General features: G+C 72.3%; 16 protein-coding genes and 1 tRNA gene. 14 read left to right on the top strand and 3 right to left on the bottom strand.

The window, feature by feature from the left end; all coding sequences use genetic code 11:
• Positions 1–170: 170 nt before the first annotated feature.
• Complete coding sequence (locus T328_RS21920; protein WP_496497822.1) at positions 171–677, bottom strand: 2,4'-dihydroxyacetophenone dioxygenase family protein; 507 nt, start codon at positions 675–677, stop codon at positions 171–173.
• Positions 678–898: 221 nt separating this feature from the next.
• Between T328_RS21920 and T328_RS21925 the strand changes: the two genes are divergently transcribed.
• The 14 genes from T328_RS21925 (at position 899) to T328_RS21990 (ending at position 15,690) form a co-directional block, all read left to right on the top strand.
• Positions 899–1,843: a LysR family transcriptional regulator gene (locus T328_RS21925; RefSeq protein WP_496497823.1), complete on the top strand. Its 945-nt coding sequence runs from the start codon at positions 899–901 to the stop codon at positions 1,841–1,843.
• A gap of 175 nt (positions 1,844–2,018) precedes the next feature.
• A complete protein-coding gene (locus T328_RS21930) occupies positions 2,019–2,789 on the top strand; it encodes an SDR family oxidoreductase (RefSeq protein WP_496497824.1) in 771 nt (256 codons plus the stop codon).
• A gap of 50 nt (positions 2,790–2,839) precedes the next feature.
• A complete protein-coding gene (locus T328_RS21935) occupies positions 2,840–3,493 on the top strand; it encodes an RraA family protein (RefSeq protein ID WP_496497825.1) in 654 nt (217 codons plus the stop codon).
• A gap of 72 nt (positions 3,494–3,565) precedes the next feature.
• Positions 3,566–4,528 carry a sugar kinase gene (locus tag T328_RS21940; RefSeq protein WP_496497826.1) on the top strand — a complete coding sequence of 321 codons (963 nt, stop codon included), beginning with the start codon at positions 3,566–3,568 and terminating at the stop codon, positions 4,526–4,528.
• Between the two features lie 23 nt (positions 4,529–4,551).
• Entirely contained in the window at positions 4,552–5,697 is a 1,146-nt protein-coding gene (locus T328_RS21945) for an ABC transporter substrate-binding protein (RefSeq protein WP_496497827.1), read from the top strand.
• Positions 5,694–6,587, top strand: a complete 894-nt coding sequence (locus T328_RS21950) for an ABC transporter permease (protein WP_496497828.1) — start codon at positions 5,694–5,696, stop codon at positions 6,585–6,587. Before T328_RS21945 ends, T328_RS21950 begins: the two co-directional genes overlap by 4 nt.
• Entirely contained in the window at positions 6,587–7,537 is a 951-nt protein-coding gene (locus tag T328_RS21955) for an ABC transporter permease (RefSeq protein ID WP_496497829.1), read from the top strand. The genes T328_RS21950 and T328_RS21955 overlap by 1 nt, the downstream gene beginning before the upstream one ends.
• Positions 7,534–8,388 carry an ABC transporter ATP-binding protein gene (locus T328_RS21960; RefSeq protein ID WP_496497830.1) on the top strand — a complete coding sequence of 285 codons (855 nt, stop codon included), beginning with the start codon at positions 7,534–7,536 and terminating at the stop codon, positions 8,386–8,388. Before T328_RS21955 ends, T328_RS21960 begins: the two co-directional genes overlap by 4 nt.
• Positions 8,357–8,725: a hypothetical protein gene (locus T328_RS21965; RefSeq protein ID WP_496497831.1), complete on the top strand. Its 369-nt coding sequence runs from the start codon at positions 8,357–8,359 to the stop codon at positions 8,723–8,725. The genes T328_RS21960 and T328_RS21965 overlap by 32 nt, the downstream gene beginning before the upstream one ends.
• A gap of 383 nt (positions 8,726–9,108) precedes the next feature.
• The gene (locus T328_RS21970; protein ID WP_496497832.1) at positions 9,109–10,395 is read left to right on the top strand and encodes a mannonate dehydratase; all 1,287 of its coding nucleotides are present in this window, start codon (positions 9,109–9,111) and stop codon (positions 10,393–10,395) included.
• Positions 10,392–12,416: a chaperonin GroEL gene (gene groEL / locus T328_RS21975; RefSeq protein ID WP_496497833.1), complete on the top strand. Its 2,025-nt coding sequence runs from the start codon at positions 10,392–10,394 to the stop codon at positions 12,414–12,416. The genes T328_RS21970 and groEL overlap by 4 nt, the downstream gene beginning before the upstream one ends.
• A gap of 121 nt (positions 12,417–12,537) precedes the next feature.
• Complete coding sequence (locus T328_RS21980; RefSeq protein WP_496497834.1) at positions 12,538–13,797, top strand: DNA polymerase III subunit delta'; 1,260 nt, start codon at positions 12,538–12,540, stop codon at positions 13,795–13,797.
• A 121-nt stretch (positions 13,798–13,918) separates the two neighbouring features.
• Positions 13,919–15,520, top strand: coding sequence for an alpha/beta hydrolase (locus T328_RS21985; protein WP_496497835.1), 1,602 nt, complete (start codon positions 13,919–13,921; stop codon positions 15,518–15,520).
• A gap of 93 nt (positions 15,521–15,613) precedes the next feature.
• Positions 15,614–15,690 (top strand) — tRNA-Thr (locus T328_RS21990).
• A 42-nt stretch (positions 15,691–15,732) separates the two neighbouring features.
• On the opposite strand, the gene T328_RS21995 is transcribed toward T328_RS21990, so the two are convergent.
• Both T328_RS21995 and T328_RS22000 read right to left on the bottom strand, forming a co-directional pair.
• Positions 15,733–17,118 carry a tyrosine-type recombinase/integrase gene (locus T328_RS21995; RefSeq protein ID WP_496497836.1) on the bottom strand — a complete coding sequence of 462 codons (1,386 nt, stop codon included), beginning with the start codon at positions 17,116–17,118 and terminating at the stop codon, positions 15,733–15,735.
• Between the two features lie 68 nt (positions 17,119–17,186).
• Complete coding sequence (locus T328_RS22000) at positions 17,187–17,381, bottom strand: helix-turn-helix domain-containing protein (RefSeq protein ID WP_496497837.1); 195 nt, start codon at positions 17,379–17,381, stop codon at positions 17,187–17,189.
• Between the last annotated feature and the right edge of the window lie 419 nt (positions 17,382–17,800).

Raw genomic sequence — 17,800 nt, forward strand, 5'->3', positions numbered from 1 at the left:
GCTGAGGTGCCGTGCCCTGCCGGGCACGGCGGCTGAGGAACGAAGAAGCGAAGAAGCGCGGATGAGGACGAGCGCCGCGGGCTGGCGGCTGCGGCCGCCTCCGGACCCGCGACGCCAGGTCCCCGGCCACGCCGTCCCGCCGTGCCGCCCGCAGGGCAGCCCGCAGGGCGTCAGCGGATGAACTGCTCCACGTAGCCCTCGCCCAGGCCGTTGCCCGCGTAGTGCGCGCGGGCCATGTCGATCTTGGTGAACACGTCCTCGTAGCCCGTGTTCCGGTTCTCCTCGTCCAGGTAGATCATCGCGCCGCTGATGTTGAAGAACGTCACCATCTCCGCGCAGTCCTCCGGCACAGCCAGCGTGTGGATCTCGCCCGGCGGCTCGTAGACGAAGTGGCCCTCCTCGGCCACCCACGGGTGCTCGTAGTAGTGCCACTTGCCCTTGATCACGTACCCGAAGACCGCGCCCGGGTGCCGGTGCCGGGAGACGATGCCGGCGGCGGTGACCTTCAGCAGGTTGCACCACTGGCCCGTCACCGTATTGAACAGCAGCGGCCGGAACCACACATGGGGTGCCTGCGGCACCCACACGCGCTCGTCCTCCGGGACGGCGGCGACGGCGAGTTCGGGCGGCAGTGACGTGGTCGCCGCGACGACGGCGGGGGCTACTTCATTGGCCATCCCTCAACGAAGCCACCCCGTCCGAATGCTGGTCAAGGGCCGAGTTTTGAATGGCGGCATTCGCGGAGCGGATATGGCTGTCACGAGCATTACGCCGTGCACGACCGTTGCCCCGGCGTAGTCCGCAACTTAGCCTGAGGACGGCTGTTGATCACTGGTGCCGTTGTGCTGATCAGGCTGATCGGGCTGGTCGGACTGGTTTGGTGCGGGGTGAGGGCAAGATGTTGAACCCGGACGTCAGGCTGGAATGGTTCGTCTCGTTCCTCGCGGTCATCGAAACGGGGAGCTTCGTCGCCGCCGCCGAGTCCACGAAGCGGTCGCAGCCCCGCGTCAGCATGCACGTCGCCGCGCTGGAGCGCGAGATCGGCCTGCCCCTCTTCGACCGCCGGAAGCGGCCCGTGGAGCTGACCGAGGCCGGTGTCGTCCTCGCCGATCACGCCCACGAGATCCTGCGCGCGCTGGAGTCCGCGGAGGCCGCGATGGCCCCGTGGCGCAGCGGCGCCCGCGGCGTGGTGACGCTCGGGTCGTACCCGAGCGCCAGCGCCGCGTTCGTCCCCGCGCTGCTGCAGGATCTGGCGCGGACGAGCCCCGAGGTGCGGGTGGTGCTGGTGGAGCGGTCGACGCTGGAGTTGGACGACGCCCTCACCTCCGGCGCCGTGGACGTCTACCTGCGCCCGATGTCGCCCCCGCCGTCCTCCGCCTCCGTGCGCAGCCGGCTGCTGTGGGGGGAGTCCCTGGTCGCCATCCACCCCAGCGAGCACCCGCTGGCCGACGTGCCCGACCCGCTGTCCGTCGACGCCGTCGCCGAGCACCCGATCGTCTCGATCGGCCGGCTCGACGCCCCGGAGACCCCGGACTTCGAGACGTACCGGACCTTCCGCGACTGCGGCCACGAGATCGAGCCCGTGCAGGCCACCAACCAGCCGCAGACGCTGGTGTCGATGGTCCGCCAGGGCCTCGGCGTCGGCGTGACCAACTCGCTGGCCGCCCAGGTCGCCGATGTCGGCGGCGTGCGCGTACGGCGGCTGGAGGGCGCCCCGGAGCGGCGCGTGGCGGTCTGCTGGGACTCCTCGCGCCCGCTCACGCCGTCGGCCCGTACGCTGCTCCGCGCCATCGTCCGGGCCCGGATCCCCGCCGGCACCCACGCGGTGCCCGCCGCGGCGTGAGGGGCGTGCGTACGCATCCGTCCGGTGCGGCCCGGTATACGCGTGGTGCGGCCCGGCACATCAGCTTTGCGAATACCGTCATTCGCAATTCAGTCTTAACGCCCCGGCAGTCCGCTTCTAATGTTTCCGTAGCCGGAACCATGTACGGCTGGGACCGAATGAAGGGAGAGGGGCGTTGGCGGAGGGGTCTGATTCCCGGACCGGGGATCTGCACGGCCGTCGTGCGCTCATTACGGGAGCGGGCAGCGGAATCGGGCGCGCAGTTGCGCTCGAACTCGCCGCCGTCGGCGCCGACTTGGTGTTGCTGTCGGAGCGCGACAATCTCGATCCGGTGGCCAAAGAGGCCGCTGAATTGGGTGTTTCCGTCACTCGCGTGCACGTCGACCTGACCGATGCGGGTGCCCGCAGGGGCGAGCTTCACAGACTCGTCGAGAGATTCGACCTGGACATTCTGGTCAACAATTCGGGACTCATTCGCCGGGCCCCGGCCGCGGAATTCCAGGACGCCGACTGGTATGACGTCGTGGAGTTGAACCTGCACGCCGCATTCGAGCTGACCCGGGCCATCGGCGCGGGCATGCTGGAGCGTGGTTACGGCAAGATCATCAACATCGCGTCGGTGCTCAGCTTCCAGGGCGGGATGTACGTCCCTTCGTATACGGCGAGCAAGCACGCCCTGGTCGGACTGACCCGCGCGCTGGCCAACGAGTGGGCCGGCCGCGGCGTCAACGTCAACGCCGTGGCCCCCGGCTACATCGACACCGCCGTGACCTCGGAGCTGCGCGCCGACGGAGTCCGCAGCAGCGAGATCCTCGCCCGCATCCCGGCCGGCCGGTGGGGCCGCCCCGCCGACGTCGCCGGACCCGTGGTGTTCCTCGCCTCCCCCGCCGCCGACTACGTCCACGGCCACGTGCTGGCCGTCGACGGCGGCTGGCTGTCGCGCTGAGCATCCTCCCGCGGCACCCCACGCACGCACCAGATCGGAGCCAACACGAGATGACGACGACCATCCCGCCGGAGACCATCGCGGCCTTCCACGGCATAGCCACCGCCTCGGTGGCCGACGCCGTGGAGCAGAAGGGCGTACGCGGCTACCTCACCGGCGGCATCAGAGCGATGCTGCCGGGCAAGTTGGTGGGCCCCGCGGTGACGGTGCAGGAGGTGCCCGCCCAGGTGTCGGAGCCCCCCACGCACGCGCTGCGCGCCATCGACGAGTCGGCGCCGGGCAGCGTCATCTGCATCGCCGCGGGCGGCGCCGACGTCGCGGTGTGGGGCGGGCTGATGGCCGCGGGCGCCGTTGCCAACCAGATCGCCGGCGCCGTCCTCGACGCGGGCGTACGGGACGTCGAGGAGATCCGTCGCGACTACCCCGAACTCCCCATCTACGCCCGCGGCGCCGTGCCGGCCACCACTGTCGGCCGCTACCGGACCGTCTCGCTCAACGAACCGGTCGAGGTCGGCGGCGTGTCCGTACGCCCCGGCGACCTGATCGTCGCGGACAGCGACGGCGTCGTCTGCGTGCCGCTGGAACTGGTCGCCGAGGTGCTGGCCCTGGCCACGGACATCGAGGAGCGGGAGCGCGAGCAGACCCGGCTCATCCGCGAGTCCGGCTCGCTGCAGGGCGGCCTCGAAAAGTACCAGCGGATCTGACGGCGCCCCCCGCACGACAGGCACGACAGGCACGACAGGAACAGCAGGCACGACAGGGACGACAGGGACGGCATGGACAACGACATCCTCGCGATCGGCGAGCCGCTGCTGGAGTTCAACGCCCGCGCTTCAGGCCGGGAGCCGGTCGGGCCGGACGGGCCGGACGACGAATACGCCGTCGGCTACGGCGGCGACTCGTCGAACTTCGCGGTGGCCGCGCGCCGCTCCGGCGCGCGCACCGGCTACGTCACCCGCATCGGCGACGACGACTTCGGCGACGCCCTACTGCGGCTGTGGCGGCGCGAGGGTGTCGGCACCGAACACGTCGTCCGGGAGGCCGGCGGGCGCACCGGGATCTACTTCATCTCCCGTACGCCCGCGGCCAGCAGGTTCACGTACTACCGCGCGGACTCGCCGGCCAGCCGGCTCGCCCCGGCCGACGTGCCGGCCGGGGCGATCGCGCGGGCGCGCATGCTGCACGTCACCGGTATCACCCAGGCGATCAGCCCGTCCGCCTGCGACGCGGCCTTCCACGCCATGGAACTGGCCCGCGGCAGCGGCACGCTGATCGGCTACGACCCCAACTACCGCCCCGCGCTGTGGCCCGTCGAACGGGCCCGCGCGGTGGTCATGCGCAGCGTCGAGCTGTGCGATGTGGCACTGCCGAACCTGGAGGAGGGCAGGCTGCTCACCGGCCTGTACGAACCCGGGGAGGTCCTCGACGCCTTCGTGCGCCGCGGGCCCGGCATCGTCGTGCTCAAGATGGGCGACCAGGGCGCCCTGCTGGCCCACGAGGGCACCGTGACCCGCATTCCGCCCCACCCGGTGCGGGCCGTCGACCCCTCCGGGGCCGGCGACACCTTCGACGGCGCGTTCGCGGCCCGGCTCCTGGAGGGCGCCGTACCGCGTCAGGCGGCCCGCTACGCGGCCGTCGCCGCCGCGCTCACCACCACCGGACCGGGAGCGGTCCTGCCGATTCCGCACCGGGCCGCGGTGGACGCGCTGCTCCCCGGCGCTCCCACACCAGCCCCGTAGCCGTACGGATCAGGGAGAGACTCATGTTTCGCGCAACACGTCACACAGCAGTGGCGGCGGCTTGTTCGGGAGCCCTGCTGCTCGCCGCTTGCGGCAGCGACTCGACCGTGGACGACGACGTCAGCGGTGCCGGCGGCGGAGGCGGCGCCGAACCGACCAAGCTCTCCGCCGGGTACGTCTCCGCCATCGACCAGATCGGCCTGCCGGCCGGCGTCGAGGCGGGGTACTTCGACGAGAACAACCTGAACGTGAAGCTCAAGGAGCCCTACCCCACCGGCGTGGACGCGCTCAACGCGCTGCAGGCCGGCGAGGTCGACGTGGTCCAGGTGGGCACCCCGGCCATCGCCGCCGCCCAGCAGGGCATCGACCTCGTGCTCGTCGGCAACTACACCGGCTCGTCCACGCAGCTGAGCATCGACGAGACGATGGCCGTGGTCGCCGGCGGCGACTCCGGTATCGACGGCGAGGACCTGAAGACGCTGCGCGGCAAGCGCATCGGCGTCTCCGAGGGCTCCATCAACCACCTGTACCTGCTCGGCCTGCTGGCGGAGGCCGGGCTCAAGGCCGGCGACGTCGAGATCGTCAACACCGAGCCGCCGGACATGGCGGTCGCGCTGGAGACCGGCGGCATCGACGCCGGCATCGTCTGGGACCCGTGGCCGATCACGATGACCGAGCAGGTCGACGGCGCCGAGGAGGTGCTGCGCGGCGGCGGCCACATCCCGTTCATCGGCTATCTCGTCACGACGCGCGCGTACGCGGAGAAGAACCCGGCGGTCATCGAGCAGTTCCTCACCGCCCGCGCGCAGACCGACCAGTGGATGCGCGAGAACCCCGACGACGCCGCAGACTCGGCGACGCGCTGGCTGCCGGGCACTGAGAAGAAGGTCGCGCAGGAGGCGATGAAGCACAACGTCAAGCAGCTCGACCCGCGCTTCTCCGCCTGCAACTACCTGGCGCTCGACACCCTCGCCGGGCTGCTGGCCGAGCAGGGCAACGTCGAGGAGGGCTTCGACGTCAACGAGTACTTCCAGCCCAAGCCGATCCTCAAGGTCATGAAGGACAACCCCGACCTCTTCGCCGACCTGCCGCCCGTTCCGGACGCCGCGGTGATCGACGGCGGGTACACCTTCGACCGCGACACGGCCGCCGAGGCATGCCCGTCGTGAGCACCCCCCGAATCGAGAAACAGGCCGCGGACGCCCCCGCCCAGGGGCGTCCGCTGCCGGGCGGGCGACCCCCGGGGCAGCAGCGCAAGCGCAAGCAGGGCGGGTCCGACACCCCGGCCGCCCGCGCGATCTCCGCCCTGTGGTTCCTCACCCCGCTCGCGCTGCTCGTGGTGGTGTGGCTGGTGGCCGTCGCGGTCACCGATCCGCCGCTACGGGTCTTCCCCCAGGTCGGCGACGTGCTCTCGGCGCTGGGCGACATGTGGTCCAGCGGCGAGCTGTTCGACCACCTCGGCGCGAGCCTGCGCCGCATGGGCATCGGCTCCGCGATCGCCATCGCCACCGCCCTGCCCTTCGGTATCGCGCTCGGCTCCAGCGCCGCGCTGTCCGCGTTCTTCTCCCCGCTGCTGCGGTTCTCCGTGGCGCTGGCGGGCATCGCCTGGATCCCCGTCGCCACGCTGTGGTTCGGCTACGGCGACCGGGCCGTGATCTTCATCGTGTGGAACGCGATGTTCTTCGCGATCACGTACAACGCGATGCTCGGCGTCCGGCAGATCCCGGTCCAGCTGCTGCGCGCCGCGCGCAGCATGGGCACGAGCCGGCTGCGGATGTTCTGGGAGGTGCTGCTGCCCGGCGCGCTGCCCAGCGTCGTCACCGGCCTGCGGGTCGGGCTCGGCTACGGCTGGCGCGGGCTGGTCGCCGCCGAGATCATCGCGAGCAACGCGGGCCTCGGCTACGCCCTCTTCCAGGCGCAGAAGTACTTCCAGACCGACGTGATCATCGCCTCGATGGTCATCATCGGCGTGCTCTGGCTGCTGATGGACCGGCTGATGCTGGCCCCGCTGGAGAAGCGCACGGTGGAGCGCTGGGGCATGACGAAGGCGGGGAGCTGATGGCGTCGAATACGGCTGACACCGCCAACACCGCCAACACCCCCAACACCCCCAACACCCCCAACGCCGCCAATACCACCAAGCCCGTACGGCACGAGCCCTCGGGGCGTAAGCCCCGCAAGAGCGGTGCGCGCCCAGGCGTGGTACGCGCCCGGAAGGTCTGGCTCTGGCTCACCCGCCGCCCCTCCTTCCGCACCCTCGGCCCGTTCGTGCCGGTCATCGCGCTGTGGTGGCTGGTGGCGGAGATGGGCGTCTTCGACGAGGCGTTCTTCGTCGGCCCGCCGCGGGTGGTCGAGGAGTTCGCCGACCTGATGGAGAAGGGCATCCTCCCCGGCTACCTCACGGACTCGCTGACGAGGCTGGCGTACGGCGTCGGCTTCGGCCTCGCCATCGGCCTGCCGATGGGCTTCGTGATCGCGATGCTCGCCAAGGCGCGTCGCTTCTTCTGGCCCATCCTGCTGTTCTTCCAGGCGGTCGCCGACATCGCCTGGCTGCCGATCGTGATCGTGTGGTTCGGCTTCAGCCTCACCGCCGTCACGTTCGTGATCGTCTACACGATCGTCTTCCCGCTGATGCTGAGCGTCGTCGCGGGCGTGGAGCAGGTGCCGCGCGAGCTGCTGCGCGCCGCGCGCAGCCTCGGCGCCGGCCGGCTGCGGGTGTTCTTCGAGGTCATCCTCCCGGGCGCGCTGCCGTCCGTGGCGGGCGGCATCCGCACCGGTCTCGGCTACGGCTGGCGGGCCCTGGTCGCCGCCGAGATCATCGTCGGCACCAGCGGCGTCGGTTTCATGATGTTCGACGCCCGCCGGGTGGGCGACATCAGCCAGGTGTTCCTGGGCATGGCAGTGCTGGGAATCCTGTGGTACGCACTCGACGCCATGGTCCTGGCGCCGTTCGAGCGAGCCACCGTCGAACGGTGGGGCATGGTACGGAGTTTGGAGGCCGACGGATGACGGCGCTGGAGATCACAGGACTGCGGAAGGACTACGTCGACTCGTACAGCGGCGAGGAGGTCACCGCCATCGGCGACGTCTCGTTCAGCGTGGACGAGGGCGAGTTCGTCTCCGTGCTCGGCCCGAGCGGCTGCGGCAAGACCACCGTGCTGAACATCGTCGCCGGCTTCGTGAACCTCACCGAGGGCTCGGTCGTCGTCGACGGCCAGGCGGTCCGCGGCCCCGGCCCGGACCGCGGCGTGGTGTTCCAGAGCCACGCGCTCTTCCCGTGGAAGACGGTGCTCGGCAACGTGGTCTTCGGGCTGCGGATGAAGGGCGTGCCGCGCGCGGAACGGGACGCCCGGGGCAAGGAGTTCCTGGAGCTGGTCGGGCTCGGCGGCTTCGGGCACAGGTACCCGCACGAGCTGTCCGGCGGCATGCAGCAGCGCCTGGGCGTGGCCCGCGTGCTGGCCAACGAGCCGGCCGTGATGCTGATGGACGAGCCGTTCGCCAGCATCGACGCCCAGACGCGGCGCAAGCTGCAGGAGGACCTGACCCGCATCTTCGAGAAGCGGCACCCGACGGTCTTCTTCGTCACCCACGACGTGGACGAGGCGGTGTTCCTCTCCGACCGGGTCGTGGTGCTGTCCCAGCGGCCGAGCCATGTGCGGGAGATCGTCACGGTCGACCTGCCGCGACCGCGTCAGTGGCGTACGACGGTGGAGCTGCCGGAGTTCCGGGAGATCGCGAACCGGGTCAACGAGCTGCTCGTAGACGACGAGGCCGCGGCCGACGCGGCGTCCGCCGACGGCGCGAACGACGGCGCGGGAGGTGGGAGCGATGGCGACGGAACGGCAGTCGCTGGCGTTTAGGACGCTGCGCAGCCCCACGGTCCGCCGGCTGGCCATCCTGGTCCTGCTCATCGTCGCGTACCAGGTCTGGCTGACCGTCCAGGCGAGCGGCAAGGTCGACCCGGCGGTGGGCGACGAGCGCGACATGCGCGGGCGCTTCTCCGCCGACGTCGAACTGGGCTTCCCGCCGGAGCGGTACCACATCCTGCGGATGCAGAAGCACGGCCGCATCGCCGGCACCGACGGCAACGTCGTGCACCTGCGCGGCGTGGCGCCGGCGGGGGTGGACGCGCTGGCGCGGGAGTACTGGATCGAGCGCATCGTGCCGCCGGAGGACGAGCGGCCGGCGGCGCGGTGAGCGCGCGCACGGCGCGCTGAGGAGCGGGAGCCCGTACGCACCACCCTGGTCGGGTGCGTACGGGCTCCTTCTCTGTACGTAGTACGAGCCGCGCCCCTCAGCTCCGCGATTCCGGGAATGCTGCACCCCATTCACCAGGAAGGCGAATGGGTGCAGGGGCGGGCCGCCGGATTCGCTTAGCGAATGGCCGTATACGTAACTCGCCCTTAACATCCGGGGATCCTCCTACGTACGCTGCGCCCAACCCCCCTGTGCGGCGGCGCACGACGTACGAGGCACTGCCTGTACGTACCTCGACGTACGCGCCTGCCGCAGACGCACCCCGCAGAACGCACTACCGCACCATCCGGCAGCCGGCAGAGCACAGAAAGCGAAGGTGACGTATGGGATCCCCCGCGCACGACGGCAGTTCGCGCCGCTCCTTCCTCAAACGCGGCTCGACGGCCGCCGCCGCGATCGGCGCCTCCGCCGCCGCCGGCGGCGCGGGCCCGGCTTTCGCCGCGTCCGGCCAGGACGGTTCCGGGAGCCCGGGCGGCGGCGGCCACGGCGGCGACGCCCCCTTCCCGCGGCTGAACTGGCCCGACGACGTCCGCGAAGGCCCCGACACCCCCAAGCTCTGCCAGTGGATGTCCCGCAATCCCGACGAGGCGACCGTCCGCCGCTGGCGGCAGGCTGGCATCACCGGTGCGCTCGTCACCGACGTGCCCGAGGTCCCCTGGGACGCCGCCGAACTGCGCGCCGACCGCGAGCGCATCGAGGACATGGGCATGCACGTGACCGCGTACCTCATCAGCGCCCCCGACGCGGTGGTGCGCGGCGAGGACGGCCGGGACCAGGCCATCGAGGACATCAAGACCTCGCTGCGGGCGGCGGGCGAGGCCGGCATCGGCGTCGTCGAATACAACTGGTACGTCCACCGGCTGAAGGAGGGCTACTACGAGGAGATCGACGAGACCGACCGCATCGGCGCCGGCTACACGGCCTTCGACCTCGACCACGAGGTGGACGGCGTCAAGGTCCGCGACCTCCCCCGCCCCGACGGCGTGCCCGCCTTCACCCGCGAGGAACTCTGGGAGCACTACGAGCACTTCCTGCGCGAGGTCATCCCGGTCGCCGAGGAGGCGGGCGTGCGCATGGCCGTGCACCCCAACGACCCGCCCGCCGCGATCAGCCGCGGCAACCCGCAGATCATGGGCTCGGTCCCGGACTGGAAGCGGATGGTCGAGACCGTCGACAGCCCGTCGAACGGCATGACCGTGCACGCCGGCGTGACGGCCGAAGTCGGCTTCGACTCCGTCGACTTCCTGCGCTGGATGAGCGGCAAGGACCGGGTCAACCACATCCACTACCGCAACGTGCGCGTGGATGAGCCGCAGGTGAAGTACGCGGAGGTGTTCCCGGACACCGGCGAGACCGACATGTTCGGCTTCATGCGCCAGCTCGTCCGCGCCAGCTACGCGCGTGGCATCCTCGCCGAGCACCCGCGCGCCAACGACTTCGACCGGGAGAACGGCTCCGACCAGAGCAACCAGTACAAGGACGTGGGCGGCGGCGGCCACGGCATGGAGCTGTACGACACCGGCTACGCGCGGGCGATGATGCAGGCCGCGCTGATCATGGAGCGGGGCCGCTTCGACGGTGGCGACGACGGTGGCGACGACGCGCGGTGAGCGGGCTGCTCTTTGAGGACGCGGCGCGGGCGGCGCTGCGCCGCGGCGTGGACGCGGTCGCGGACGCGGCCCGGGTCACGCTGGGGCCGCGCGGGCGGCTGGTGGTGCTGGGCGGCGGTACGGGCCCGGGGTCGGCCGGCTCCCGTAGCACCCGCCCGGGTCCCGGCCGGTCCGGTTCCGACCGCTCCGGGGCCGGTGCCGGGACGGGGGCGGGGGCCGGTGCCGCCAAGGGCGCCGGCTCCCGGGCCGGCGGCGGGGCCGGCACCGCCACCGGCCCCGTCGCCACCCGCGACGGGGCCACCGTGGCGGACGCGGTCGCCGACGCCGTCCGGCTCTCCGACCCGCACGCGCACCTCGGCGCCGCCCTCGTCCGCCAGGCCGCCGCCCGCACCCGCCGCGCCACCGGCGACGGCACGACGACCACCGTCGTACTCACCCAGGCGCTGTTCGCGGCCGGGCTGCGCGCCGTGACCGCCGGGGCCGATCCGGTGGCCGTGCGGCGCGGCCTCGACGCCGCGGCGGCAGCGGCGGTCGCATACCTGACGAGCACCGCCCGCGGGGTGACCGGCGCCCAGGACACCGCGCGGGTCGCCGCCGCGGCGGCCCGCGACCCCGAGCTGGGCGAGCTGGTCGCCCGCGCCTTCGCCAAGGCCGGCCGCAACGCGGCGATCTCCGTGGAGGAGGCGCATGTGGCGGGCGTGGAGCTGGAGTTCACGGACGGCCTGCGGCTGGACCGCGGCTTCCTCAGCCCGTTCATGATGACCCACCCCGAGCAGGGCACGGCGGTGCTGGAGGACCCGTACATCCTGCTGCACCACGGGCGGATCGCCGGGCCCGGCGACCTGCTGCCGGTGCTGGAGCGGGTCGCGGCCACCGGCCGCCCGCTGCTGGTCGTCGCCGACTCCGTCCAGCAGGACGCGCTGGCGGCACTGGTCGCCAACCGCCTGCGTGGCACCCTGCTCACCGCGGCCGTCACGGCGCCGGCGCTGGGCGCGCGGCGGCTGGCGCACCTGGAGGACCTGGCGGCGCTGACGGGGGCGGAGGTGGTGCTGCCGGAGAAGGGGATGCTGTTGCGTGGTGTGGGGCTGCCGTCGCTGGGGCGGGCGGAACGGGTGGTGGTGACGAGGCGTACGACGACGGTGACGCGGGGGCCGGAGGCTGGTGCCGGGGCCGCCGAGGCGGTGGCGCGACGGGTGGCGCACCTGGAGCACGCCCTGGCCACAGCGGCGTCCGACTTCGACCGGGAGGTGCTGGAGCTGCGGCTGGCCCGGCTGACGGGCGGGGTGGCGGTGCTGCGCGTCGGCGGCGCGACGGACCCGGAACGGGCGGAGCGGAGGGAGCGCGTCGCGGGGGCGGTGGCGGCGGTACGGGCGGCGCTGGCGGAGGGCGTCGCACCGGGGGGCGGCACGGGTCTGGCGGAGGCACGGAGGGCGGTGGACGAGCTGCTCTGCGGAGGTACGGGGCCGGAGGGTGGGGCGGCGGTGGCCTGGACGGGGGCCGCCGGTGCCGGGTCGGCTGGGTCGTGGGGCGCCGGTGCCGCGCCGCCCGGGACGCGGGGCACAGGCGCCGCGCCTGCCGAGACGGGGGCCGCCGGTGCCGCGTCGGCCGAGACCGCGGGCGCCGGTGCCGCGCCTGGGACGGCTGTCGCTCACCTGTCCGCTGACGAGCGGGCGGGCGCCCTGGCCGTACGGGCCGCCCTCACGGCACCGCTGCGGCAGCTCGCCGACAACGCCGGCGCGGACGGCGCGCGCGTCGTCGCCGAGACGGCCGGCCTTCCGCCGGGGCACGGCTGGAACGCGGACACGGGCACGTGCGGCGACTTGTCGGCGGCCGGCGTACTCGACCCGGTGCGCGTGCCCCGTACCGCGCTGCAGAACGCCGCCTCGGTGGCAGGGCTCATGCTGACCGCGGGCGCACTGGTGGTCGACCGGGCGCCGCGCGACCCGGACGCGGTCAGCTGGCGCCGCAGAGGCCACGGCCACAGTCACGGCGCGGGCCACGGCAAGGGCCACCACCACTGACGGGTGCCACCCTTGTACCGCAGGGCCCCGCCCGCACGCTGGCACCCCCCACCCCGCGCGCGTGGGCGGCCCGCCCGCCCCGTGACGCACAATGGTCTGCGGACAACGGAAGGACGATGCCATGGCGGTGTGGGACGAGCTGGTCGGGCAGGAGCGGGTCCGTGCGCAGCTGGCCGCCGCGGCCCGCGCCGCCGACGCGCGGGTCACCGCCGAGGCCGCGGCCCCCGGGAGCACTCCCGCCCCGGACCCCCACCCCGCCGAGGCGGCCGACCTCCCCGCCAACTCCGCGATGACGCACGCCTGGCTGTTCACCGGCCCACCGGGTGCCGGCCGGGCGACGGCGGCCCGCGCGTTCGCCGCCGCGCTCCAGTGCGTCTCCCCGGACCGCGCGACGACCGCCCCCGGCCCCGGCTGCGGGTTCTGCGACGGGTGCCACACCGCCGTCGTCGGCACCCACGCCGACGTCGGCGTCGTCGCCACCGACCTCCTCACCATCGGCGTCAAGGAGACCCGCGAGCTGGTCCGCCGCGCCCAGCTCGCCCCGTCCGGCGGACGCTGGCAGGTCATCGTCGTCGAGGACGCCGACCGCCTCACCGAAGGCGCCGGCAACGTGCTGCTGAAGGCCATCGAGGAGCCCGCCCCCCGCACGGTGTGGCTGCTGTGCGCGCCGTCCCTGGAGGACGTGCTGCCCACGATCCGCTCCCGCTGCCGCCACCTCTCCCTCAGCACCCCCGCCGTCGCCGCGGTCGCCACCGTCCTCGTACAGCGCGACGGCATCACCCCCGCGGTCGCCGAGTCCGCGGCCCGCGCCGCCCAGGGCCACATCGACCGGGCCCGCCGCCTGGCCACCGACGACCGTGCCCGCGAACGCCGCGCCGCGGTGCTGCGGATCCCCCTGCGCGTCGAGGACATCGGCGGCTGCCTGCGCGCCGCGCAGGAGCTGGTCGAGGTGGCGGCGGACGCGGCGAAGGAACGGGCCGAGGAGACGGACGAGCAGGAGACGGAGGAGATGCGCACGGCGCTCGGCGCCCAGCCCGGGGGGCGGATGCCGCGCGGTACGGCGGGCGTGATGAAGGACCTGCAGGAGCGGCAGAAGCGCCGCGCGACGCGCAGCCAGCGCGACAGCCTCGACCTGGCCCTCACCGACCTCGCCGGCTTCTACCGCGACGTGCTCGCCCTCCAGCTGGGCGCGGTGGCCGATGTCTCGCTCCTCCCGTGCGCGGACGTAGGGGACGAGCTGCGGCGGGTCGCGGAGGACGGCAGCGCGGAGATGACGCTGCGGCGCATCGACGCGATCATGGAGTGCCGGGAGGCGCTGGAGCGGAACGTGGCGCCGCTGCTGGCGCTGGAGGCGATGACGGTGACGTTGCGCAAACCGTAGAAGAAGCGGCGGCAGAAGCTGCGCACAGGCGGCGGCAGCGGCAGAGGCGGCGGCCCACTTCACCCGTACGGGGCGAGGGCGCCCCGGTGCGGGCCCCACCCCGGCGGATACGCTCGGGCGCATGGATTTCCGCAGCCTGTTCCGTACGGCCGCACCCGTCACCGCGCTGGTGGTGCTGATCGCCGCCGCCGGGTGTGACTCCGCCGGATCCGACGACGCCGACACGGGCGGCAGCGGCACCGGCGGCGACGCTGCCCGCGCCGGCAGCGTCAGCCAGGTCCTCGAACCGCTCCCGGAGAAGATCCCCGCGGACCTCCGGCCGTACTACGAACAGAAGCTGCGCTGGACCGACTGCACCGCCGCCCCCGGCTTCGAGTGCGCCACGCTGCGCGTACCGCTGGACTACGCCAGCCCCGGCGACGGCGAGGACGTGGAGCTGGCGGTCGCCCGCAAGCCGGCCGAGAACCCCGGCGAGCGCCTCGGCTCGCTGCACGTCAACCCGGGCGGCCCGGGCGCGTCGGCGATCGAGTTCCTGCAGAACTTCGCCGGCGTCGGCTACCCCCAGGAGATCCGCGCGCGCCACGACATCGTGGCCGCGGACCCCCGCGGCGTCGGCGGCAGCCAGCCGGTGGAGTGCCTGACGGACGCGGAGTTCGAGGAGCACACCCAGATCGACGCGACGCCCGACGACGAGCGCGAGGTCACGGCGCTGACCGCGGCCTTCGAGCGCTTCGCGGAGGGCTGCGAGAAGCGCACGGGCAAGCTGCTGGGCCACGTCTCGACGGAGGAGGCGGCCCGGGACATGGACGTGTTCCGCGGCGTCCTCGGCGACAAGAAGCTGACGTACGTCGGCGCCTCGTACGGCACGATGCTCGGCGCCACCTACGCGGGCCTCTACCCGCAGCGCGCCGGCCGCCTGGTCCTCGACGGCGCGATGGACCCCTCCCTCACCTCCCGGCAGCTGAACCTCGACCAGAACGCGGGCTTCACCACCGCCTTCGACGCCTTCGCCGAGGACTGCGTCCGGCGCGCGGACTGCCCCCTCGGCACCGACAGCGCCGAGGACGCGGGCAAGCAGCTCCGCGCGTTCCTCGACCGCCTCGACGCGAAGCCCGTCCCGACCGGCGAGAAGCGGCGGCTGGGCGAGTCGCTGGCGACGATGGGCGTGCTGATGGCGATGTACCAGGAGGACTTCTGGCCGCAGCTGCGCGGCGCGCTGACGGACGCCATGGAGCGCAAGGACGGCAGCGGGCTGCTGGCGCTGGCGGACATGTACTACGAGCGGGAGCCGGACGGCTCGTACGGCAGCATGATGTACGGCTTCGCCGCCGTGAACTGCATCGACCAGCCGGCCCCGTTCGACAGCCCGGCGGACGTCGAGGAGCTGGTCCCGGAGTTCGAGGCGGACTCCCCGGTCTTCGGCCGCGACTTCGCCTGGGCGGCCCTCAACTGCGCCGACTGGCCGGTCGCCGCCACCGGTGAGGCCAACCGCATCGAGGCGGCGGGCACCCCGCCGATCCTGGTCGTCGGCACGACCCGCGACCCGGCGACCCCGTACGTGTGGGCGGAGGGCCTGGCGGCGCAGCTGTCGGAGGGCGTGCTGCTGACGTACGAGGGCGACGGCCACACGGCGTACGCGAGGGGCAACACCTGCATCGACGGCGCGGTCGACACCTTCCTCCTGGAAGGCACCCCACCCCCGGACGGCAAACGCTGCAAGTGACCCCCGCCCCGACGCCACCCCGAAACCGAGTGCGGAGGACCCCTGGGAACTGTGTAAACTTGTCGCCGTTGCCCGGGCCACGGCCCGCAACGCGCCGCCTTAGCTCAGACGGCCAGAGCGACGCACTCGTAATGCGTAGGTCAAGGGTTCGATTCCCTTAGGCGGCTCCACCGGACCCCAGCTCAGAGATTCTCTGAGCTGGGGTTTTTGTTTCAGCGGATGCGACGGCGGCGCCGCGCGCGTTCGGCTCGGGTGCTCCCGGTCTCAGTTCTGGTCTCAGACGTGGCCCCCGGGCGAGGCATGAAGGCGTCTCCCACGCGGCGCATGGCGTCCTTCGAGAGGTGCGATCTGCCCTTGACATACCGCCGCGTCTGGCTGATCTGGGTGTGCCGAAGGATCTCCATGATGGTGGGCATGTCCACCCCCAGCTCGTTCAGGATCGTGCCGGCGGTGTGGCGGCTGCCGTCGTACAGGCGCCGGTCATCGATGCCCGCTTCGGCAAGCAGCTCCTTGAACTCCTCCCAGTCCGCTCGTGGGTCCAGCGGACGCCCGTCCGGCCGTGTGAACACCGCCTTGTGCTCCTGCCACAGCTCGCCCGCGGCGGCCCGTGCCTCCTCCTGCTGTGCCTTGTGCTCGCGTAGGTGAGGAATGAACGGCGGCGGGATCGGCACGGGGTTCGTGCTCTTCTTCGTCTTGGGCCTGGTGAAGGCGAGTCCGCCGCCCTTGCGCTCCGGGCACGTGCGGGCGTGCCGGGTGCAGCCCTTCGGGCAGGGCTTAGGACAGCCACGGGTGTACGACTTGTGCCGGGTGCACCCCTCTGCGCAGGGCTCGAATCGGTGCAGCCGGGCGCCGCAGGCGTGCGGGTCCTTGCAGCCGTGCCGCCACGTCAGCCGCTGGAGCTGCCACTTCGGGTGGATCAGCTCATTGTCGAGGTCGACGTACGGCCAGCGGAGTCCAAGCGTCTCGCCCTGCCGGAAGCCCATCCCGACCCCGACGACCCACCGCATGAACGTGGGCCGCTTCGCTGCCGCTTCGAGGAACGCCTTCGCCTCCTCCCTGGTGAAGGGGTTCGCCTCGGTCTCCTCCAGGGAGGGCGGCTCTACGAGCGTGGCGACGTTCTCACCGATGATGCGGCGGCGGTGGGCGATCTTCAGTGCGCGGGACAGAATGCGGTGCACCTTGAGCACGTGCGAGGGGGCGTGCCCCTCGGCGAGCATCGCGGCGTACATCCTCTCCAGATGCTCCGGGCCCAGCTTGTCGAGCCGGTGCTTGCCGACGCCGGGAACGATGTCGTTGCGGGTCTTGGACCAGTAGTCGTCAAGGGAGCGGGGTCGAAGTTTCAGGCTGGCGATGGTGGTGAGGTAGGTCGTCATCCACTGCTCCACGGTGGGTACCCGCCCGGCCTTGGGCGCCCGGCCGGCGTCGCGGAGCTTTTCCAGGGCCCTGACCTTGCGGCGTACCTCCGTCTCGGTACGGGCGCGGCGGTGCCGGCGGTCGGGGCTGCCGTCAGCCTTGACGCCCATGGTGACGCGACCGTGCCACCATCCGTCGCTGCCGAGATAGACGGATGAGGCCATGTTGGGCTTGCGTGGGCTCATGCACTTCCTCCGTGCAGAAAGGCGGCCCCGGACCGAAGTCCGGAGCCGCCTCGCGTGCGGTGCGGTGCTCAGGCGGCGGGGGAGAGCCCCGCCACGTAGTTCTCCAGGTCGCTGCGACGGATGCGGCGACAGCGACCCAGCTTGATGTATTTCACGGCGCCTGCCGCCATCAGCTCGTAGAGAGTGGAGCGGCCGATGGCGAGCACGCCGGCGGCTTCCTTCGGGGTGTAGAGGAGCCGGTCGGCAGGGGCGGGGGTGCTCATGCGGTGCAACCTCCTCGGCGGGGTCGCTCCTGTCCGAGGTTCGGATTTCTGCGTCATTGCGTCATCTGCGTCATTCGAGCCGCTGACCAGCGGCCTTGTATGACGCAGGGGCTTCGCGGCTGCGTCATACATGACGCAGGGCTGCGTCACCCATGACGCTGATGACGCAGGATGACGCAGGATCCGCCGTCTGCGTCATGGGTGTAGCCGCAGGTCAGCGGCCGGTTTTCGGCTCGCATGACGCAGATGACGCAGCGTTCTTCTACTTCGGACAAGAGAGGGGGTGTCTGTTGGTAGTGCGCGGGAGCTCTCAAGCGTGAAGAGCGAAGAAGGAGCCGCTTCGCGGCGCGTTCATCGGGCGGCGGCAAGCCGCCGAACAGCAAGAGGAGCACAACAGGCGAGGCGTGCTCTTCTTGCTG

It is taken from the genome of Streptomyces sp. CNX435, assembly GCF_059570575.1.